Below are 20,381 nucleotides of genomic sequence, written 5' to 3' on the forward strand. Positions count from 1 at the left end.
GATCGGTTCTTCCCCCATGACCGACAAGGCCACCGGACCGGCGATCGCGCTCGAGGGCGTCGATCTCAGCCTCGGCCGCGGCGCCGCCCGGGTCCACATCCTGAAGGGCATCTCCCTCGCCGTCGCCCCGGGCGAGGCAGTCGGCCTCGTCGGTCCGTCGGGCTCGGGCAAATCGACCCTGCTGATGACCATGGCGGGGCTGGAGCGGCCGGATTCCGGCCGGGTCGTGGTCGAGGGGACCGATCTCGCCGGGCTCGACGAGGACGCGCTGGCGCGGTTCCGCGGCCGGCGCATCGGCATCGTGTTCCAGTCCTTCCACCTCGTCCCGACCATGACGGCGCTCGAGAACGTGGCGCTGCCGCTCGAACTGGCGGACGCGCCCGCCGCCCATGCCCGGGCGGCGCGGGAACTGGAAGCGGTTGGCCTGGGGCACCGCCTGCACCATTATCCGGCCCAGCTGTCGGGCGGCGAGCAGCAGCGCGTCGCCATCGCGCGGGCAGTGGCGCCCGAGCCGGCGATCCTGGTGGCCGACGAGCCGACCGGCAACCTCGACGAGGCGACCGGCGCGCAGATCGTCGACCTGCTCTTCTCCCTCAAGCGCGACCGCGGCGCCACCCTGGTGCTGGTCACCCACGATCCCGGCCTCGCTCGCCTGTGCGACCGCACGGTGCGGCTGCGCTCGGGGCTGATCGACAACGTGGTGAGCGCTTAAGAACCATGCACGGCAGCCTTCCCAGACTCCCCGGCGGGACGCCCGGCCGTCCCTCGCGCCTGCCGCTGACCCTGCGCCTCGCGCTGCGCGAGCTGCGCGGGGGCCTGCGCGGCTTCACGGTGCTGCTCGCCTGCATCGCCATCGGGGTCGCCACCATCGCGGGCGTCGCCTCGCTGTCGCGCTCGCTCTCCGACGGGCTCGCCCGCGAGGGCCGAAAGATCCTCGGCGGCGACGTCACCTTCGGGCTGGTCCACCGCGAGGCGAGCCCGCAGGAGAAAGCCTTCCTGGAGGCGCGCGGCCGCGTCTCGGCGGTGGGCTTCACCCGCGCTATGGCCTCGGCGGGGGAGAAGGGCGCGGCTCTGGTCGAGCTGAAGGCGGTCGGGCCCGATTATCCGGCGGTCGGCGCGCTGACGACCGAACCGCCGATGCCGCCCGCCGAGATCTTCTCCGCCCGCGACGGCGTCTACGGTGCGGCTGCCGATGCAGCCCTGCTCGCCCGGCTCGATCTCAAGCTCGGCGACCGCCTCACCGTCGGCGGGGCCGAGATCGTGCTGCGCACCGTGCTGGTCGCCGAGCCGGACAAGATCGCCGGCGGCATCGGCTTCGGACCGCGCCTGATGGTGTCGCTCGACGCGCTCAGGGCGACCGGCCTCGTCCAGCCCGGCAGCCTCAACCGCTTCGTCTACCGGGTGACGCTGCCGACCGGCGACGACGCGGCGGTGGAGCGGGCGATGACCGAGGCTCGGAGCGCCCTGCCGGATGCCGGCTGGGAGATCCGCTCGCGGCTCAACGCCGATCCGCGCTTCGCCCGCAGCATCGAGCGGTTCACCCAGTTCCTGACCCTCGTCGGCCTCACCGCGCTCCTCGTCGGCGGGGTCGGCGTCGCCAACGCGGTGCGGGCCTTCGTCGAGCGCAAGCGCGCCTCGATCGCGACCCTCAAGAGCCTCGGCGCCCCGGGCGGTCAGGTGGTCGGCATCTACCTGACCCAGGTGATGCTGATCGCCGGGATCGGCATTCTTGGCGGCCTTCTCGTCGGCGCCGTGCTGCCCTTCGCCCTCGATGCGGCGTTCGGCTCCTTGCTGCCGCTGCCGCTCAACCCCACCCTGGCACCGGGCGAGCTCGTGATCGCCGCCCTCTACGGCGTGCTGACGGCGCTCGCCTTCGCGATCGGGCCGCTCGGGCGCGCCCACGACGTCGCGGTGTCGGGACTGTTTCGCGACACCGTCGATCCCGACCGGCGCTGGCCGCGGCCGCGCTACCTCGGCATCCTCGGCCTCGCCCTGGCCGGCCTCCTCGCGCTCGCGCTGACGACCGCCTACGACCGCGGGGTGGCGCTGATCTTCATCGTCGCGGCCGGCCTCGCCTTCGGGCTCCTGCGCCTCGTCGCCTTCGGGCTGATGGCGCTGGCGCGACGCCTGCCGCGTCCGGCCCGGGCCGCGCCGCGGCTGGCGCTCGCCAACCTGCATCGGCCCGGCGCGCTGACGCCCTCGATCGTGCTCTCGCTCGGCCTCGGCATCACGCTCCTCGTCACCTTGAGCCTGATCGACGCCAACATCACCCGGACGCTGACCCGCTCCCTGCCGGCGAAGGCGCCGAGCCTGTTCTTCCTCGACATCCCGAGCCGCGACTCGGAGGCCTTCGACCAGTTCCTCGGGCGCGCCGCGCCGCGGGGCAAGATCGAGCGGGTGCCGATGATGCGCGGGCGGATCACGGCGCTGAACGGCGTGCCGGCGGCGCAGATCAAGGCCAGAGAGGACGCTGCCTGGGTGCTCGACGGCGACCGCGGCATCACCTACGCCGAGGACCTGCCCGACGGCTCGCGGATCACCGCCGGGCAGTGGTGGAAGGGCGACGACGCCAAGAAGCCGCTCGTCTCCTTCGACGACCAGCTCGCCCGCAGCCTCAACCTCAAGGTCGGCGACCAGGTCACCGTCAACGTGCTCGGGCGCAACCTGACCGTCACCATCGCCAACCTGCGCCACGTCGAGTGGCGCAACCTCGGCATCAACTTCGTGATGGTCTTCTCGCCCGGCACCTTCCGGGGGGCGCCGCACAGCGACCTCGCGACCCTGACCCTGCCGGAGGGGCCGGATGCTGCCCTCGAGGCCCGGATCCTGCGCGACGCGGCGAAGGAATTCCCCGCGGTGAGCAGCGTGCGGGTGAAGGACGCCCTCGACGCGGTCAACGACCTCGTCGGCAAGCTCGTCTTCGCGATCCGCGGTGCGAGCGCGGTGGCGGTGGCGACCAGCCTGTTCGTGCTCGCCGGGGCGCTGGCCGCGGGCCACCGGGCCCGGCTCTACGACGCGGTGGTGCTCAAGACGCTCGGCGCCACGCGGGGGCGGCTGCTCGCGGCCTACACGATGGAGTACGGGGCGCTCGGCCTCGCCACCGCACTCTTCGGGCTCGTGGCCGGAACGCTGGCGGGCTGGGTGATCCTCACCAGGGTCATGCATCTCGATTTCGCCCTCGACCTCTCGGGGGCGCTGCTCGCGGCCCTGCTGGCGGTCGTCGTGGCGGTCGGGCTCGGGCTCGCCGGGACCTGGCGGATCCTCGGGCAGAAGCCGGCGCAGTATCTACGAAATCTCGCGGGGTCTTAATCCCGAAGAGTCCCTGCGGCGTAGGGACCCTCGATTTTGGCCCGTCCCGGCCAGTTGCCGCTCCGGCACCGCCCTTGTGCGCGCCGGTCGCGGCTCACATATTCCGGTCAAGGCGAGCGGACCCGCGAGGGGCCGGACGCCGATCCGACGCGTCAAGCGTCCGAGGGTCGCGTGAGAGCCTCGCACCAGGAACATCCACGCTAGAGAGCTTCCGAAGGAATCTCCCATGGCATTCGAGAACAGCCCGTTCCGGCAGGGTAACGCGAACGGCTTCGGGGCGCCCACGGGCTACGCCCAGAGCCAGGTCCAGATCGACCAGGGCCTTCGCGCGTTCATGCTCGGCGTCTACAACAACATGATCATCGGCCTCGGTATCTCCGGGCTGGTGGCCATCGGCATCAACAAGCTCGCGGTGGCGACATCGCAAGCGGATGCAGTGGCGCGGATCGGCTCGATCCCGCTGACCAGCTTCGGCCGCACGCTCTACGCCACGCCGCTGATGTGGGTGATCGCGCTCGCGCCGCTCGCCTTCATCTTCCTGTTCTCGTTCCGGATGGACCGGATGTCGGCCGCGTCGGCCCGCACCACCTTCTTCGCCTTCGCGGCGGTGATGGGTGCGTCGCTCTCGACGCTGCTGCTCCGCTACACCGGCGCGAGCGTAGTCCAGGTGTTCTTCATCACGGCGGCGGCCTTCGGCGGCCTGAGCCTCTACGGCTACACCACGACCCGGAGCTTGTCGGGCATCGGCTCGTTCCTGGTGATGGGCCTGATCGGCCTCGTCATCGCCAGCCTGGTGAACATCTTCCTGGCCTCAAGCGCCCTGCAATTCGCGATCTCGGTCATCGGCGTGCTGATCTTCGCCGGCCTGACCGCGTACGACACGCAGAAGCTCAAGGAGATGTACCTCTACGGCAACTTCGACGGCGAGACCGCCGCCAAGGTGTCGGTGGTCGGCGCTCTGACGCTCTACCTGGACTTCATCAACATGTTCCAGTTCCTGCTCTCGCTGATGGGCAACCGGAACAACTAAGAGGCTCGGGGCGGCGCGCCGCTCCGGATCGACGAACGGGAAGCCCCGGCCCTGCGGCCGGGGCTTCTTGCGTTGAGAGCCCCGTTGACGGCGCGATTTCTCTGACTTAAGTCAGATATATGTCGACCGACGCCGTCAGCCGCATTCGCCGCTTCAACCGGGCCGTGACCGCCGAGGTCGGGGCTCTTGACACCTCTTTCCTCGGCCGCGGCCGGCCGCTCGGCACCGCCCGGGTGCTCAATGCCATCGGCCACGGCCGCGGCGAGGTCGGCGCCATCCGCGACTATCTCGGGCTCGATTCCGGCCTGATGAGCCGGCTCCTGCGCGGCCTGGAGGAGGAGGGGCTGGTCGTCACGCTGCCGCATCCGGACGATGCCCGCCGCCGGGTCGCCGCCCTGACCGAGGCCGGCCGGCAGGAATTCGCGGCCTACGAGGCCCTGTCGAACGACCGGGCAGAGGCGCTGCTCGCCCGCTTTCCCAAGGGCGACGAGTTGCTGCGCGCGATGGACCTCGTCGCGACGGCGCTCGGCCGCGAGCGGATCGCCGTCGAGGAGACCGACCCACGCTCCGAGGCGGCGCTCCATTGCCTGACGGAATATTACGCCGAGCTGGGGCGGCGGCTTGCCACCGGCTTCGACGTCTCTCTCTCCCGTGACCCGGAGGCGGCCGACATGATGCGTCCGCGCGGCGCCTTTCTGGTCGCCTTGTCGGACGGGCTGCCGATCGGTTGCGTCGGCCTGAAGGGCAAAGGCGGAGAGACCGCCGAGATCAAGCGGCTCTGGGTCTGCCCCTCCGCCCGCGGCCTCGGCCTCGCCCGCCGCCTCATGGAGGCCGCGGAGGCGGCGGCGCGGGACCTCGGCATCACGACCCTGCGCCTCGATTCGAACAGCGCGCTGACTGAGGCGCTCCAGCTCTACCGCCGCACCGGCTGGGTCGAGATCGACCGCTTCAACGACGATCCGTATCCGGACTTCTTCTTTGAGAAGCGGCTGTAAGAGCCTGTTCGACTGACCGGCAAGGTATATCCTATCCACAACCTCATCCTGAGGTGTCAGTCGATTGAAAATCGACTGACCTCGAAGGAGGCTCCAGACATCGCGGCGGTATCTGGAGGCCTCCTTCGAGGCTCCCTGCGGTCGCACCTCAGGATGAGGTCGTGGGTAGGATCAAAGAATTCCTTCGGGTGCAATCCTCGCGATTCGAACAGGCTGTGAGACGGGGTCCAACGTTGCTCGTTTTGGTTGATGGAGTTGAAATCCTCCGCGTCAGTCCGGGGCCGCGCAGCGGAGCCCGGAACTCAGTGCTGTTGAGCCAACCTACGGGCTCTGAGACGGCGCGAGCGCACCATCGCGCCGTCTGGCCGCATCGGAGCCGGTAGGGTAGGGGTGGGCACCACTCCCGCCCCGATCACCGCATGCCGCTCAGCCCTCTCGTCGCCGTTCCCCTCGCCGCTCTGCTGTCGTCCGGGCTGATCGTTGCGTTGCGGCCGCTGCTCCAGCGCTACGCGCTCGCACGGCCGAATGCCCGCTCCAGCCACCGGATTCCGACTCCGCAGGGCGGTGGCATCGCGGTGGTGGCGGCGGCGCTGGCCGTGATGATCGTGCTGGGAGGCATGCCCGGGGGCGAGGTCGCGGCGCTCGCGGCGGGAACGGTCGTCCTGGGCGTCGTCGGCGCCGTCGACGACATCCGGCCCTTGTCGGTGAGGGTGCGCCTGCCGCTCCAGGCGGCCTGCGTGGTGCTGGTCCTCACCGCCGCCGGCGGGCAATTGCTGCCCGAGATCCCGCTCTGGCTCGAGCGCGGCCTCGCGGTCCTGGCCGGGCTGTGGTTCGTCAACCTCACGAACTTCATGGACGGGCTCGACTGGATGACGGTGGCCGAGATGGTCCCGGTGCTCGGCGCGCTCCTGGCCTTCGGCCTCGCCGGCCGGCTGCCGGCGGACGCGACCCTGGCGGCGGCGGCGCTGCTGGGCGGCCTCCTTGGCTTCGCGCCGTTCAATCGCCCGGTGGCGAAGCTCTTCCTCGGCGATGTCGGTTCGCTGCCGATCGGGCTGGTCGTCGCCTGGCTGCTCTACCGGCTGGCCGGCGAGGGCGGGCTCGCCGCCGCGATCCTGCTTCCGCTCTATTACTTGGCCGACGCGACCCTGACCCTCGGCCGCAGGGCGCTCGCCGGCGAGCTAGTCTGGCAGGCGCATCGCAGCCATTTCTACCAGCGCGCCACGACCAACGGCCGCTCCGTGCCCTTCGTGGTCGGGGCGGTCCTCGTCCTCAACCTCGCCCTGGCGCTCCTCGCCGCCGCGACCCTGGCGGTGCCGGGCTGGACGATGTCCCTCGTCGCCCTGGCGTTCGGCGCCGCACTCGTCGCCGGCCTGCTCCGGCTCTTCGCCCTGCCCGCCATCCGGAACGCCGCCGCATGACCGCTCCCCTCGTCGCCCTCACCGGATCGACCGGCTTCATCGGCCGCCACCTCCTGGCGGCCCTGACCGCCCGCGGCTACCGGGTGCGGGTGCTGCTGCGCCGGCCGGTGGAGCTGCCGCCGGGCATCAGCGGCGCGGTGGTGGGCGATATCGCCCGGCCGCAGAACATGGCGGCAGCCCTCTCGGGGGCCGACGCGGTGGTGCACTCGGCCGGCCTCGCCCACGCGATGTCGGGCGCGCCGGAGGACGATTACCGGACCTTCAACACCGAGGCGACGCGCGGCCTCGCCCAGGCCGCGGCGCGGGCCCGGGTGCGCCGCTTCGTGTTCCTGTCCTCGATCCGGGCGCAATCCGGCCCCTCCGCCGCCGGCATCCTCACCGAGTCCGACGCCCCGGCCCCGACCGACGCCTATGGCCGCTCGAAGCTCGCCGCCGAGGAGGCGCTGGCGGGCATCGACATCGATCACGTCTCGCTGCGGCCGGTGCTGGTCTACGGGCCGGGCCAGAAGGGCAACATGGCGGCGCTGATGCGGCTCGCCACCGCGCCGTACCCGCTCCCCTTCGGGGGCCTCACCGGGCGGCGCTCGCTCGTCTCGGTCGACTCCCTGGGCGACGCCGTCGACGCGGTCCTGCGGGCGCCCGGCCCCTTGCGCCGGCCGCTGATCGTGGCCGAGGCCGAGCCCCTGCGCGTGCCGGAGATGATCGCGGCCCTGCGCGCCGGCCTCGGCCGCCGGCCGGGCCTGGTGCCGGTGCCGCAGGGCCTCCTCGACGCAGCCCTGGCGCTGACCGGGCGGGGCGAATTGCGCGAGCGGTTGATCGGTTCCCTGGTCGCCCGCGCGGCGGGGCTGGAGGCGCTGGGATGGACCGCGCCGGTCGAGACCCGGAGCGGCCTTGCGGCTCTGGCCCGGGCCGGCGGCTGACGACGAGGCGTGGCGCCTAATCCCGGAAGAGGCCGACGATCAGCGCGCCGAGGCTCCAGATCCCGCGCGCGACCCCCACGATCATCTCGACGAGATCAGGCAGATCCCACCAAGGAAAGGGGTCCTTGTCCGCTTGGTCGTCCTCTCGCCGGTCTTCGGTCGCCTGCTCATCCGCCACGGCTCGCCACTCCGATCAGGACCCATGCCGCGAACGGATCACGGCGGCCGGTTGGCCGCCGTGAGAGAGGAGCGATCGCCCGCGGCGGGATCAATCCTCGGCGTCGTCCTCGTCGGGCTGGCGAATGCCGTAGCGGTTCTCGAGATTGACGGTGGTGCGCGGTGCCGGATCGCGCGGCGCCGCGTCGCGCGACCCTTCCGGTCCGAAGGAGCGGGGCGGGCGGACCGGACGGTCGCCCTGGTCGCGGCCGATGCGCGGGATCAGATGCACGATGTCGACGAAGTCGTCGGCCTGCCGCCGCAGCTCGTCGGCGACCATCGGCGGCTGGGTCTGCACCGTCGAGACCACGGTCACCCGCACGCCGCGGCGCTGCATCGCCGCCACCAGCGGCCGGAAATCGCCGTCGCCGGAGAACAGCACCATGTGGTCGATATAGGGGCTGAGCTCCATGGCATCGATCGTCAGCTCGATGTCCATGTTGCCCTTGATCTTGCGGCGGCCGGTCGAGTCGGTGAACTCCTTCACCGGCTTCGTCACGACGCGATAGCCGTTGTAATCGAGCCAGTCGATCAGCGGACGGATCGAGGAATATTCCTGATCCTCGACCAGGGCCGTGTAATAAAAGGCACGGACAAGGTTCTCGCGGGCGCGAAAATCAGCGAGGAGCTTGCGGTAATCGATGTCGAAGCCGAGAGCCTTGGTGGTGGCGTAGATGTTGGCGCCGTCGATGAACAGGGCGCTACGGGGAGGATTGGGCATCATTTATCCTTGGACGCACGGTACGGCCGCACGAAAAGAATCACTTGCGAGAATAGCCGCCTTGAGCAAAGCAATTGCCCCCTGAGTATCTAGGCGGGGGCAATCGGCGCGGGTGCCGCACACCGCGGAGCGGCCGCAATAGCTCCAGCTAAGTATGCGCCGCCGCGCCTGTCAAGCGGCGATGCGGCGGCGGGATGGGGATGGGCCGGGGCGTCAGGCGCCCGGCAGGGCGCGGCTGCCGGGCTTCACCGCGGGGATCGCGGCGAGTTCCGGCGGCAGCTGGTCGGCCGGGTAGTTCGGGATGTCGAGGGTGACGAGGGCGACGAGCGGCAGGCCGAGATCGGCCTTGCCGCCGGAGCGGTCGATCAGGCAGGCCGCGCCCACCACCTCGCCGGGCTCCTCCGTCAGGGCCGCCAGGCACTCGCGCGAGGACAGGCCGGTGGTGACGATGTCCTCGACCATCACCGCCCGGGCGCCCTGCGGGATCTGGAAGCCGCGGCGCAGTGTGAAGGGCTTGCCCGGGTCGCGCTCGACGAAGATCGCCTTGGCGCCGAGCGCCCGGGCGGTCTCGTAGCCCGGCACGATGCCGCCGACCGCCGGCGAGACGACGTAGTCGACCCGGCCGTAGCGATCCGTGATCCGCTCGGCCAGAGCGGCGCAGACCCGCGCGGTGCGCACCGGATCGGTGAAGATCGCCATCTTCTGCAGGAACACCGCGCTGTGCAGCCCGGAGGAGAGCACGAAATGGCCCTCCAGCAGGGCGCCGGCGGAGCGGAATTCGGCGAGGACGTCGTCGGAGGTCATGGCACCCTTCAGTGGTCGGTGGAGCGGCCCTTGAGTCGGGGCTTGTGGCAGCGCGCGCCGGCCGGCGCAATCGGCCGGCGCGGCTCGCCGCTCTCGCGACATCTCAGGGGCGTATCCGCAACGGCCGGGGAGCGCCTTCTTTCGCCCCGTCCGACAGCACGAGCACCCGCTGGCCGTCGTCATCCTGATCGAGGAACAGCAGCGCCTCGGGCTTCACCAACTCGCCGTCCCGGCGGAGGGGCGGCACCTCGCCGAGCAGCTCCACTGCCTCGTCCTTGACCCGATAGATCGAGTAGGCGCCGTCGCCCTCCGCCGTCGGACCCGCGAGAACGAGCAGCCCCGACGGCGAGGCGGCGAGATCCCGCACGCCCCGTCCCAGCCCGAGCGGCACGAGGTGCAGCCGGGCCTTCGGCTTGCCGTTCCCCATGACGTCCTTGATGGGCATCGAGACGATCGCGGCCCGGTCGCCCCCGAGGGATGGGCCGCGCAACCCGACGAAGAGCCGGTCGTCCCAGGCGGCGATCCCCTCGATCGTGAGACCGTTCTGATCCAGGCGCCGGTTCAGGAAGGGAGCGAGCAGCGGCTCGGCGGCCAGGATCGCCGGCAGACCGGTGAAGACCTTGACCGCGGCCTTCGCCTTCAGGCCGCCGCTCGGGCCGATCTGGTCGGGATCGAGGCGGACCTCGACGATCCGGCTGCTGGCACCGATGCTCGCCTTGATCTTCGCGGCATCCTTCGTCGGATCGAGCTTGTTCTTCTTGTCGCGCGGGTGGCCGTGCGAGCCGATGATCAGGAACGCGCCGTCCGCGTAGGTGACACCCTCGCCGTCGAACTCGATCGGCTTGCCCTCGAACGCGTCGCCGATGAGCGGGATCGTGTCGCCAGCGAGCAGGCGACCGTCCTCCACGATCACAATCTGGGCCGCCTGCACCTCATCTTCGATCACCAGGCATCGCCGCGGAAAGCCTGCATTCGTGGTGCAGGCGATGCCGCTGACATCCGTCGACTTGTCTCCGTCCTTGCCGAGCAGCTTCTTCTCGACCTTCCAGATCGGATCGTGATCATCCCCCGCCTTCGCCGGCCCCGCCGCCGACAGGTTGAGGCATAATGCCGTCGACAGACAGAGAGCCGACAGGCGACTACGTCTTGCTGTCATCACGTTTCGCCTCCCATGGAGCAATTTCATGCGGCACGCGCGCATCGTTTATCTTTTTTGCTTAAGCGCTTCTCAAAATATAATAAATAAAAACAGAAATCATATCCGCAGATGTGCGGTTCGCCATGAAAATAGAAATTTATTGCTGCAGAAAAGATGCGCGCGTCGGCACAACCCGTCAAGTCGAGTTTCCCGACGGAGGAGATCGAGGGCGGATTGGCGTGATGGTTCGGCTGCCGTGAGACGGGCGTCTCCCGCTCGTCGGCGACCGTGATCCCGCCGAGAGGGGCCGTCGGTCCGCCTCTCGGCGCTCCGGCCCTGCCGCGCGCAGCAGGGCCGGAGCGCCGAGAGACCGGAGACTATCCGTTCACCCGGTCGACCCGGCTCACCACGCGCTTCGCCCGCAGCTCCGACACGATGGCGTTGAGGTGCTTCAGGTCCCAGACCGCGAGGTCGATGGTGACGTCGGTGAAGTCCTGGGTCCGGCGCTTCATCGAGATGTTGTCGATGTTGCCGTCGTGGTCGGCGATCACCTGGGCGATCTGGGCGAAGCTGCCGGGCTCGTTGATCGATTGCAGGGCCAGCCGCGCCGGGAAGCGCTGGTTGGAGGCGCCGTCCACGTCCCAGCGCACGTCGAGCCAGCGGTCGGGCTCGTTGTCGAAGGCGGCGAGCGCCGGCGATTGGATCGGGTAGATGGTCACGCCCTCGCCCGGCGTCAGGATGCCGACGATCCGGTCGCCCGGCACCGCGCCGCCATCGGGGGCGAAGCGCACCAGGAGGTCGCGGTCGAGGCCGCGAATCGGGATCGCGCCCTCCTCGGCCCCGTTGGCGGCGCCCTCCTTGGCGGGACCTTTGCCCGGCCAGGTCAGGCGCACCGTCTGGTCCTTGTCGAGGGACAGGCGACCGGCGCCGTTGACGTGCGGCCGGGGCTGGCCCGGGCCGACCTGGCTCGCGGCGGCACCCCGGCGCTCGTCCTTGTAGTCGGGATAGACCGCCTTCACGACATCGCCGGAGAACATCTCGCCCCGTCCCACCGCCGCGAACACGTCTTCGGTGGACTGGCGGGCGAGCCGCGGGAGGGCGCCGCGGAGCTTCTCGTCGGAAAAGTTCTTGCCGGCGCGCTCGAAGGCGCGGTCGAGAATCTGGCGGCCGAGGCCCGCATATTGCCGGCGCACCGCCGAGCGGGTGGCCCGCCGGATGGCGGCGCGGGCCTTGCCGGTGACGACGAGGGATTCCCAGGCCGCCGGCGGGATCTGGCCGTCGGCCCGCGCGATCTCGACCTCGTCGCCGTTCTGCAATTCGGTGAGGAGCGGGGCGATGCGGCCGTTGATCTTGGCCCCGACCGCGGTGTTGCCGACGTCGGTATGGACCGCGTAGGCGAAGTCGATCGGCGTCGCGCCCCGGGGCAGGGCGATCAGCCGGCCCTTCGGGGTGAAGCAGAAGACCTGATCCTGGAACAGTTCGAGCTTGGTGTGCTCCAGGAACTCCTCGGGGCTGTCACCCTCGGCCAGCAGCTCGATGGTGCGGCGCAGCCACTGGTAGGCGCCGCTCTCGGTGGCGAGATGCGGGGCGCCGTCCTTGTAGAGCGCGTGCGCCGCGATGCCGTACTCGCCGATCTCGTCCATCTCGGTTGTGCGGATCTGGAGCTCGACGCGCTGGCTCTTCGGCCCGATCACCGTGGTGTGGATCGACCGGTAGTCGTTCTGCTTCGGGGTCGAGATGTAGTCCTTGTAGCGCCCCGGCACCATCGGCCAGGTGGTGTGGACGACGCCGAGAGCGCGGTAGCAGGTATCGACCTCGTCGACGATGACCCGGAAGCCGAAGATGTCGGAGAGCTGCTCGAAGGCAACCGACTTGCGCTCCATCTTGCTCCAGATCGAGTAGGGTCGCTTCTGCCGCCCCTTGACGGTGGCGGCGATGCCGGCATGGGCCAGCTTGGCGACGAGGTCGCGCTCGATGCTCTCGACCAGCCGCTCGGATTTCGCCGAGAGGTCGGAGAGCCGCTTCGCGATCGTCGCGTAGACGTCGGGCTTGAGGTTGACGAAGGAAAGGTCCTCCAGCTCCTCGCGCAGCTCCTGCATGCCCATGCGGCTCGCGAGCGGCGCGTAGATGTCCAGGGTCTCCTGGGCGATGCGGGCGCGCTTCTCCGCCGGCATGTGCTGCAGGGTGCGCATGTTGTGCAGCCGGTCGGCGAGCTTGACGAGCAGCACCCGCACGTCGGCAGCGATCGCGAGCAGGAGCTTGCGAAAATTCTCGCCCTGCGCCGCGCGCTTCGAGACGAGGTCCAGGCGCTTGATCTTGGTCAGCCCGTCGACGAGCTTGCCGATCTCGGGGGTGAAGACCCGGTTGATCTCGTCGAGCGTCGCGGCTGTGTCCTCGACGGTGTCGTGCAGCACCGCCGCCACGATGGTGGCGTCGTCGAGCCGCAGGTCGGTGAGGATGGCCGCCACCTCGAGCGGGTGGGCGAAGAAGGGATCCCCCGAGGCGCGCTTCTGCGTGCCGTGCGCCCGCATCGCGTAGACGTAGGCCCGGTTCAGCAGCCCCTCGTCGGCGCCGGGATTGTAGGCCTTGACCCGCTCGACGAGCTCGTACTGGCGCATCATCCGCCGTTGGTCTCCTTGCGCACGAAATCGCCGGCTCGCGACCGGCGCGGGGGCGTCGCGGCGTGCCGAGTGATCCGGTTGCGCTGAACGCCGACGACGCTTGTGGAGGTCCGACCGTCAATATCGAGCCGAACGGGCGGCCGCGCCAGCCCCTAAACGCCGCGGCAGTGCCGCTTCCGTGCCGCATCGCGAAAAAGGCCGCGAAAAAATCGCGGCCACGAAAAAACCCGGCCTCGCGGCCGGGTCTCGCCGGCCTCGCGACCGGATTGGATCCTGAGATCGGATCCGGGGGAGGGCGCGACCGCCCTCCCGGGGAGGCTCAGTCGCCTTCCTCTTCCGTCTCGGTCGGGGGCGCGAGGTTCTCGAGGCCGCGCAGCAGGTCCTCCTCGCTCATCCGGTCGAACGTGATGTCGTCGCCGTCGCCCGAGGCTTGCGGCGCCACCGCGGCGGCAGCGGGCGAGCTGGAGAGCAGCGGCACCGTCTCGGCCTCCGGCTCGTCGACCTCGACGTATTTCTGCAGCGAGTGGATCAGCTGCTCCTTGAGGTCGTCCGGCGTGATGGTCTCGTCGGCGATCTCGCGCAGGGCCACGACCGGGTTCTTGTCGCGGTCGCGGTCGATGGTGAGCGGGGCGCCGGAGGAGAGCAGCCGGGCGCGGTGGCCGGCCAGGAGCACCAGCTCGAAGCGGTTCTCGACCTTGTCGATGCAGTCCTCAACGGTGACGCGAGCCATGCGCGACCCCTTCCTTGGTCAATCGAAAATCTCGGATTAGCGGCCTCCCTACACGAGATGCCGTTTTGCAACAAGCAGGCGATGACGGCGCGTGCCCCTCGTCGCGACCAGGCTTAATGTTTCCGGATGATTGCGCGGGGAGGGCGCACCGCCAATCCTCGCGGGCGGCCCGGTGCCCCGGGTCGGCCGCACCGAACATATCGGGCGGGAGACAGGGATGAAGGAGACGACCCGATGACGAAGAGTCCGAGCCGGCGCCACCTCCTCGGCTGCGGCTGTACCCTCGGTGCCGCCATCGCGGCCACCGCATTGCTCCCGCCGGGCCTCGCCCACGCGGCGGCACCGTCGACGAAGCGCACCACCCTGAATCCCGACCAGGCGCTCGAGGCGATGAAGGAGGGCAACCGGCTGTTCAAGACCGACAGCCCGGTGCGCTCGGTGCAGGGCCGCGAGCGGCGCATCGAGATCGCGCTGGGCCAGACGCCGTTCTGCGTCCTCGTCAGCTGCTCGGATTCCCGCGTCTCGCCCGAGATCCTGTTCGGCCGCGGCCTCGGCGAGTTGTTCATCGTGCGCAACGCCGGCAACACCGTCGACACGACGGCTCTGGGCTCCATCGAGTACGCGGTGGCCAAGCTCGGCGTGCCGCTGGTCCTGGTGATGGGCCACAGCCGCTGCGGCGCCGTCGAGGCGGCGGTGGACGTGGTGACGAACAACACGGTCTATCCCGGCGCCATCGGCCAGATGATCGAGCCGATCGTCCCGGCGGTGCTGGGGGTGCGGACCAAGCCCGGCGACCTCGTCGAGAACGCCGTGCGGGCGAATGTCAGCCGGGTCGTGCGGCGCCTGCGCACCGCCTCCGAGCCGGAACTGCTGACGCCGCTCGCCGAGAAGAAGCTCCGGATCGTCGGGGCCGCCTACAGCCTCGATACCGGCGAAGTCGATTTCTTCGACGAGGCCTGACCTCGAAGGAAGCTAACCCCACGGCGCAGGCCGGCGACGAGCCCGCGAATTTTGCGCGCCGGCCACGCTTGACTATGGCCGGTGCCTCTGCGACTGGCGCCGCCCAATCGCTGCGTCCCGCAGCCGCATGCCGCGGTTCGCGAGCCGCCGCTCTCAAGGGCAGGAAGCACCCCGCACGTGTCGCGCGCCTTCATCTTTCCGGGCCAGGGCAGCCAGGCCGTCGGCATGGGCTCCGCCCTGGCCCAGGATCACGCCGCCGCCCGCGCGGTCTTCGCCGAGGTCGACGAGGCCTTGGGGCAGAACCTCTCGCGCCTGATGTTCGAGGGCCCGGCCGAGGAGCTGACCCTCACGGCGAATGCCCAGCCGGCCCTGATGGCGTCCAGTATCGCGGTGCTGCGGGTGCTGGAAGCTGAGCGCGGCCTCGATCTCGCTCGCGACGTTGCCTTCGTCGCCGGCCACTCGCTCGGCGAGTACAGCGCGCTCGCCGCCGCCGGCTCCCTGTCGCTGTCGGACGCCGCGCGCCTGCTGCGCCTGCGCGGTGAGGCGATGCAGAAGGCGGTGCCGGTGGGCTCCGGCGCCATGGCGGCGCTGCTCGGCCTCGACGTCGAGGCGGCGTCCGAGGTCGCCGCAGAGGCGCGCCAGGGCGAGGTGTGCGATGTCGCCAACGACAACGGCGCCGGTCAGGTGGTGGTCTCAGGGACCCGCGCCGCGGTCGAGCGGGCGGTGGCGCTGGCGCAGGGGCGCGGCGCCAAGCGTGCCGTGATGCTGAACGTCTCGGCGCCCTTCCACTGCGCCCTGATGGCGCCGGCCGCCGAGGCGATGCGCGCGGCGCTCGACGCCGTCGACCTTCGTCCCGCCAAGGTCCCGGTGATGGCGAACGTGCTCGCCGCCCCCATGAGCGAGCCGGCGGCGATCCGCGACGCGCTGGTCGCGCAGGTCACCGGCACCGTGCGCTGGCGCGAATGCGTCGCCGCGATGGCGGCGTCCGGGGTCGACGCCTTCTACGAGATCGGCACCGGCAAGGTGCTGTCGGGCCTCGTCAAGCGCATCGCGGCGGGAACCTCCGCCACGCCGGTCGGCACCCCGGCCGAGGTCGCGGCCTTCACGCTTTGAGAAAGTGACCATCATGTTCGACCTCAGCGGCCGCAAGGCCCTCGTTACCGGCGCCACCGGCGGCCTCGGCGGCGCCATCGCCCGGGCTCTGCACGCCCAGGGCGCGCACGTGGCGGTCTCCGGCACGCGGCGCGAGGCCCTGGAGGCGCTGGCGGCCGAGCTCGGCGAGCGCGTCCACGTCCTGGAGGCCAACCTCTCCGATACCGCGGCGGTCGAGGCGCTGGTGCCGGCGGCGGAAGCCGCGCTCGGCGGGCTCGACGTGCTCGTCAACAATGCCGGCATCACTCGCGACAACCTCTTCCTGCGCATGAAGGACGAGGAGTGGGACAGCGTGATCGCCGTGAACCTGACGGCGGCCTTCCGGCTGTCGCGGGCGGCGGTGAAGGGCATGATGAAGCGCCGCTACGGCCGCATCGTCAATGTCGGCTCGGTGGTCGGCGCCACCGGCAATGCCGGCCAGGGCAACTACGCGGCGGCCAAGGCCGGCCTCGTCGGCCTCACCAAGGCGCTCGCCGCCGAGGTGGCGAGCCGCAAGATCACCGTCAACTGCATCGCGCCCGGCTTCATCACCTCGCCGATGACCGACGTGCTGAACGACAAGCAGCGCGAGGGCATCCTCGCCACGGTGCCGATGGGCCGCCTCGGTGAGGGCGCCGAGATCGCCGCGGCGGCGGTGTACCTCGCCTCCGACGAGGCGGCCTACGTCACCGGGCACACCTTGCACGTCAACGGCGGCATGGCGATGTTCTAAGGCGCTGCGCCGCATTCCCTAGGCGGGGGGCACGGTTTCTTAACCGGAGGTGAAGCGGCCCTCGCCAGGGCTAAATCCCTGTGTTAAGCACCCGCCGGCCGTGCAAGGGGATTGACGGACCGGCCGTCCGCGGCTTTTCCACGACATGCGCGACCGGCACGCCCGGCCGCATCACGAACTCTCCCCGGGGCTCCGCCCGCACGCGGCGGCTCCGAACAGTTCCACGAGCAGTAACTTAAGGACCTACACGATGAGCGATATCGCGGACCGGGTGAAGAAGATCGTCGTCGATCACCTGGGCGTCGAGCCCGAGAAGGTGACCCCGAACGCGAACTTCATCGACGATCTGGGCGCCGACAGCCTCGACACCGTCGAGCTGGTGATGGCGTTCGAGGAGGAGTTCAACGTCGAGATCCCGGACGACGCCGCCGAGACGATCCAGACGGTCGGCGACGCGATCAAGTTCCTCGAGAAGAACGCCGGCTGATCGCCGCGTCTTCCACTCACAGGTAGAACGCTTCCGTCATGGGATCGGGTCGGGATAACGCGATGCGTCGAGTCGTCGTCACGGGCCTCGGAATGGTGTCGCCGCTGGGCAGCAGCGTCGACGTCACGTGGAGCCGCCTCATCGAGGGGCAAAGCGGTGCCGCCCGCGTCGAGGCCTTCGACGTGTCGGATCTGGCGTGCAAGATCGCCTGCTCGATCCCCCTCGGCGACGGCAGCGACGGCACCTTCAATCCCGACAAGTGGATGGAAGCCAAGGAGCAGCGCAAGGTCGACCCCTTCATCGTCTACGCGATGGCGGCGGCCGGCCAAGCGCTCGACGACGCCGACTGGCACCCGACCTCGCACGAGGATCAGTGCGCCACCGGCGTCCTCATCGGCTCCGGCATCGGCGGCATCGGCGGCATCTACGATGCCTCGGTGACGCTGTACGAGAAGGGGCCGCGGCGGATCTCGCCGTTCTTCATCCCGGGCCGGATCATCAACCTGGCCTCCGGCCAGGTCTCGATCGCCCACGGCCTCAAGGGACCGAACCACGCCGTGGTGACGGCCTGCTCCACCGGCGCCCACGCGATCGGCGACGCTGCGCGCCTTGTGGCTTTGGGCGACGCCGACGTGATGCTGGCCGGCGGCGCCGAATCGCCGATCAACCGGCTCTCGCTCGCGGGCTTCGCCGCCTGCCGGGCGCTCTCCACCGGCTTCAACGACGAGCCGCAGCGCGCCTCCCGCCCCTACGACCGCGACCGCGACGGGTTCGTGATGGGCGAGGGCGCTGGCGTGGTGGTGCTCGAGGAGTACGAGCACGCTAAGGCCCGCGGCGCCAAGATCTACGCCGAGGTGATCGGCTACGGCCTCTCGGGCGACGCCTACCACATCACCTCGCCCTCGCCGGACGGCGACGGTGCCTATCGCTGCATGAGCGCGGCGGTGAAGCGCGCCGGCATCGCGCCCTCCGAGATCGACTACATCAATGCCCACGGCACCTCGACGCCGCTGGGCGACGAGCTGGAGCTGAAGGCCGTCGAGCGCCTGCTCGGCAACGCCACCGACGTGGCGATGTCCTCGACCAAGTCCGCCACCGGTCACCTGCTCGGCGCCGCCGGCGCGATCGAGGCGATTTTTTCCGTGCTCGCCATCCGCGACGGGGTGGTGCCGCCGACCCTCAACCTCGACAACCCCTCGGTCGAGACCGCGATCGACCTCGTGCCGCACACGGCGCAGAAGCGGAAGGTCGACATCGCCCTGTCGAACTCCTTCGGCTTCGGCGGCACCAACGCGTCGCTGATCCTGCGGCGGGTGTGATCGTCCACCTCGGACCAGCCCGGTTTCGCTGTCCGACCTGACATCCTCCGCGTCATCCCGGGGCCGCGAAAGCGGAGCCCGGGATCCAGAACCGTAGGTGGTCGAGGATCCCTCGGGAGGCGGCCTGCTTTTTCCTGAAGAACCTGCGTGTCTGGGCGTGCCTTCGGCATTCCGGGTTCCGCTTTCGCGGCCCCAGAATGACGCGCAGGGTGTCAGATCGATTGGCGCAGATCGACGAAGCCCCTCCTGCCCGTGCGGAGGGGCTTTCTCGCATGTGGCCTCCGGCACGCGCCGGCTCCATTTCGCCATAAAACTTGCTAGGGTCTCGGTCGCTCTTCCGCCCACCGGGCCGGCACGCGCGTCCATCGGCCGGCTCCGCGGACGCGCCACGACAGGACCGCCATGTTTCGCAGATCGAAGACGCAGGACCCGGCGCCGAGCGCGCCGGAGCCGGTCAGCCCGCCGAACCGGCTCGCCCCGCGCAGCCCGAGCGAGGCCATCAAGCCCACCGCGGCCCCGCCGCCGCCCGAGAAGCCCGTGCGCGAGCGCGGCGGCCTGCTCTCGGCCGTCAGCGGCTTCCTGACCCTGTTCGTCATCCTCGGCCTCGGCGCCATCCTGGGCCTCGTGGTGCTGGAGCGCCAGACCAACGAGGCCGGGCCGCTCCAGGCCGACAAGGTCGTGGTGGTGCCCCGCTCCAGCGTCGGCGAGATGGCCGACCTGCTCCAGCGCGAGGGCGTGATCGCCCACCCGATGCTGTTCGAGCTCACCGCCCGCTTCGGCCGGAAGGCGGCGCTCAAGGCCGGCGAGTACAACTTCAAGGCCCATGCCAGCGTCGACGACGTCCTCGACGTGCTCGTCCAGGGCCGCCCGGTGCAGCACGCCATCACCATCCCGGAAGGCCTGACGAGCGAGCAGATCGTCGCCCGGCTCAACGACAACGACATCCTGACCGGCGACATCAACGAGACCCCGCCGGAGGGCTCGCTGCTGCCCGAGACCTACAAGTTCGAGCGCGGCGATTCCCGCCAGAAGATCCTCAACCTGATGCGCACCAAGCAGCGCGAGGTGCTCAACCAGATCTGGGCCCGCCGCTCGCCCGACGTGCCGGTGCGCACGCCGCAGGAGATGGTCACCCTCGCCTCGATCGTCGAGAAGGAGACCGGCCGGGCCGACGAGCGCCCGCGGGTCGCCGGCGTGTTCGTCAACCGGCTGCAGAAGCGGATGCGGCTGCAATCCGATCCGACCATCGTGTACGGCCTCGTCGGCGGGCGCGGCACCCTCGGGCGCGGCATCCTGCGCTCCGAGATCGACCGCGTGACGCCCTACAACACCTACGCGATCGAGGGACTGCCGCCGGGGCCGATCGCCAATCCGGGCCGCGCGGCGCTCGAGGCGGTGGCCAACCCCTCGCGGACGAAGGACCTGTTCTTCGTCGCCGACGGCACCGGCGGCCACGTCTTCGCCGAGTCCCTGGACGCCCATAACCGCAACGTCGCCCGCTGGCGCCAGGTCGAGAAGGCGAAGGCCGCGGCCGATCCGGCCTCGCAGGTCGGCGTCGACAAGGTCGAGCCGCCGCCGCAGGCCGACCCCTCCGCTCTGCCCCCGCGCACCGCGCTGCCCGGCGCGCCGATGGCCTATGACGGCGGCGACGCGACCCCGGGCACCCGCTCGCGCGCCTTCGACGCCTCGGAGGGGACCGCCCGCGACCCCCTGCGCAACAAGACCTTCGACCTGAACTCGCCGAAGACCGTTCCGGTCCTGTCCCAGCCCAGGACCGGGCCCGGGGCGCGGTAACCCGCAAGCCTGCCCAAGCCCCTTTTCCGCCGCGGGTCTTCGTTGAACCCCCGGC

Annotated in this window: 18 protein-coding genes; 12 read left to right on the forward strand and 6 right to left on the reverse strand. The window is 70.4% G+C overall.

Going from position 1 to position 20,381, the window contains the following annotated elements:
• The first annotated feature begins 16 nt into the window (after nucleotides 1-16).
• The 6 genes from ABZT49_RS22870 (at nucleotide 17) to ABZT49_RS22895 (ending at nucleotide 7,672) form a co-directional block, all read left to right on the forward strand.
• Entirely contained in the window at nucleotides 17-712 is a 696-nt protein-coding gene (locus ABZT49_RS22870) for an ABC transporter ATP-binding protein (RefSeq protein ID WP_355289250.1), read from the forward strand.
• 5 nt (nucleotides 713-717) lie between these two features.
• Nucleotides 718-3,309: an FtsX-like permease family protein gene (locus tag ABZT49_RS22875; RefSeq protein ID WP_355289252.1), complete on the forward strand. Its 2,592-nt coding sequence runs from the start codon at nucleotides 718-720 to the stop codon at nucleotides 3,307-3,309.
• A gap of 226 nt (nucleotides 3,310-3,535) precedes the next feature.
• On the forward strand, nucleotides 3,536-4,339 hold the full coding sequence (locus ABZT49_RS22880) for a Bax inhibitor-1/YccA family protein (RefSeq protein ID WP_355289253.1): 804 nt from the start codon (nucleotides 3,536-3,538) through the stop codon (nucleotides 4,337-4,339).
• A 119-nt stretch (nucleotides 4,340-4,458) separates the two neighbouring features.
• A complete protein-coding gene (locus tag ABZT49_RS22885; protein ID WP_355289254.1) occupies nucleotides 4,459-5,334 on the forward strand; it encodes a bifunctional helix-turn-helix transcriptional regulator/GNAT family N-acetyltransferase in 876 nt (291 codons plus the stop codon).
• Nucleotides 5,335-5,753: 419 nt separating this feature from the next.
• On the forward strand, nucleotides 5,754-6,752 hold the full coding sequence (locus ABZT49_RS22890) for a glycosyl transferase (protein ID WP_355289256.1): 999 nt from the start codon (nucleotides 5,754-5,756) through the stop codon (nucleotides 6,750-6,752).
• Nucleotides 6,749-7,672, forward strand: a complete 924-nt coding sequence (locus ABZT49_RS22895) for an NAD-dependent epimerase/dehydratase family protein (RefSeq protein WP_355289258.1) — start codon at nucleotides 6,749-6,751, stop codon at nucleotides 7,670-7,672. The genes ABZT49_RS22890 and ABZT49_RS22895 overlap by 4 nt, the downstream gene beginning before the upstream one ends.
• 16 nt (nucleotides 7,673-7,688) lie before the next feature.
• Here the strand turns inward: ABZT49_RS22895 and ABZT49_RS22900 are convergent, their stop codons facing one another.
• The 6 genes from ABZT49_RS22900 to rpoZ all read right to left on the reverse strand — a co-directional run bounded on the left by ABZT49_RS22900 (nucleotide 7,689) and on the right by rpoZ (nucleotide 13,902).
• Complete coding sequence (locus ABZT49_RS22900; RefSeq protein ID WP_355289260.1) at nucleotides 7,689-7,850, reverse strand: hypothetical protein; 162 nt, start codon at nucleotides 7,848-7,850, stop codon at nucleotides 7,689-7,691.
• A 90-nt stretch (nucleotides 7,851-7,940) separates the two neighbouring features.
• A complete protein-coding gene (locus tag ABZT49_RS22905) occupies nucleotides 7,941-8,609 on the reverse strand; it encodes an NYN domain-containing protein (RefSeq protein WP_355289262.1) in 669 nt (222 codons plus the stop codon).
• Nucleotides 8,610-8,822: 213 nt separating this feature from the next.
• The gene (pyrE, locus tag ABZT49_RS22910) at nucleotides 8,823-9,413 is read right to left on the reverse strand and encodes an orotate phosphoribosyltransferase (RefSeq protein WP_355289264.1); all 591 of its coding nucleotides are present in this window, start codon (nucleotides 9,411-9,413) and stop codon (nucleotides 8,823-8,825) included.
• Nucleotides 9,414-9,516: 103 nt separating this feature from the next.
• The gene (locus ABZT49_RS22915) at nucleotides 9,517-10,569 is read right to left on the reverse strand and encodes a DUF3616 domain-containing protein (RefSeq protein WP_355289265.1); all 1,053 of its coding nucleotides are present in this window, start codon (nucleotides 10,567-10,569) and stop codon (nucleotides 9,517-9,519) included.
• A 359-nt stretch (nucleotides 10,570-10,928) separates the two neighbouring features.
• Nucleotides 10,929-13,172 carry a bifunctional (p)ppGpp synthetase/guanosine-3',5'-bis(diphosphate) 3'-pyrophosphohydrolase gene (locus tag ABZT49_RS22920; RefSeq protein ID WP_355289267.1) on the reverse strand — a complete coding sequence of 748 codons (2,244 nt, stop codon included), beginning with the start codon at nucleotides 13,170-13,172 and terminating at the stop codon, nucleotides 10,929-10,931.
• A gap of 319 nt (nucleotides 13,173-13,491) precedes the next feature.
• The gene (gene rpoZ, locus ABZT49_RS22925; RefSeq protein WP_355289269.1) at nucleotides 13,492-13,902 is read right to left on the reverse strand and encodes a DNA-directed RNA polymerase subunit omega; all 411 of its coding nucleotides are present in this window, start codon (nucleotides 13,900-13,902) and stop codon (nucleotides 13,492-13,494) included.
• A 234-nt stretch (nucleotides 13,903-14,136) separates the two neighbouring features.
• Between rpoZ and ABZT49_RS22930 the strand changes: the two genes are divergently transcribed.
• From ABZT49_RS22930 to mltG, 6 genes are all read left to right on the forward strand, one after another.
• Nucleotides 14,137-14,862, forward strand: a complete 726-nt coding sequence (locus tag ABZT49_RS22930) for a carbonic anhydrase (RefSeq protein WP_355289271.1) — start codon at nucleotides 14,137-14,139, stop codon at nucleotides 14,860-14,862.
• A 177-nt stretch (nucleotides 14,863-15,039) separates the two neighbouring features.
• Nucleotides 15,040-15,975, forward strand: a complete 936-nt coding sequence (gene fabD, locus ABZT49_RS22935) for an ACP S-malonyltransferase (RefSeq protein ID WP_355289273.1) — start codon at nucleotides 15,040-15,042, stop codon at nucleotides 15,973-15,975.
• A 13-nt stretch (nucleotides 15,976-15,988) separates the two neighbouring features.
• Nucleotides 15,989-16,726: a 3-oxoacyl-[acyl-carrier-protein] reductase gene (gene fabG / locus ABZT49_RS22940; protein WP_109970857.1), complete on the forward strand. Its 738-nt coding sequence runs from the start codon at nucleotides 15,989-15,991 to the stop codon at nucleotides 16,724-16,726.
• Nucleotides 16,727-16,976: 250 nt separating this feature from the next.
• Entirely contained in the window at nucleotides 16,977-17,213 is a 237-nt protein-coding gene (locus ABZT49_RS22945; RefSeq protein ID WP_048430877.1) for an acyl carrier protein, read from the forward strand.
• 62 nt (nucleotides 17,214-17,275) lie between these two features.
• A complete protein-coding gene (fabF, locus tag ABZT49_RS22950) occupies nucleotides 17,276-18,532 on the forward strand; it encodes a beta-ketoacyl-ACP synthase II (protein WP_355289275.1) in 1,257 nt (418 codons plus the stop codon).
• Nucleotides 18,533-18,934: 402 nt separating this feature from the next.
• Nucleotides 18,935-20,326: an endolytic transglycosylase MltG gene (gene mltG / locus ABZT49_RS22955; protein WP_355289277.1), complete on the forward strand. Its 1,392-nt coding sequence runs from the start codon at nucleotides 18,935-18,937 to the stop codon at nucleotides 20,324-20,326.
• Nucleotides 20,327-20,381 lie beyond the last annotated feature (55 nt).

Source organism: Methylobacterium sp. EM32, assembly GCF_040593685.1.
GTDB lineage: Bacteria > Pseudomonadota > Alphaproteobacteria > Rhizobiales > Beijerinckiaceae > Methylobacterium.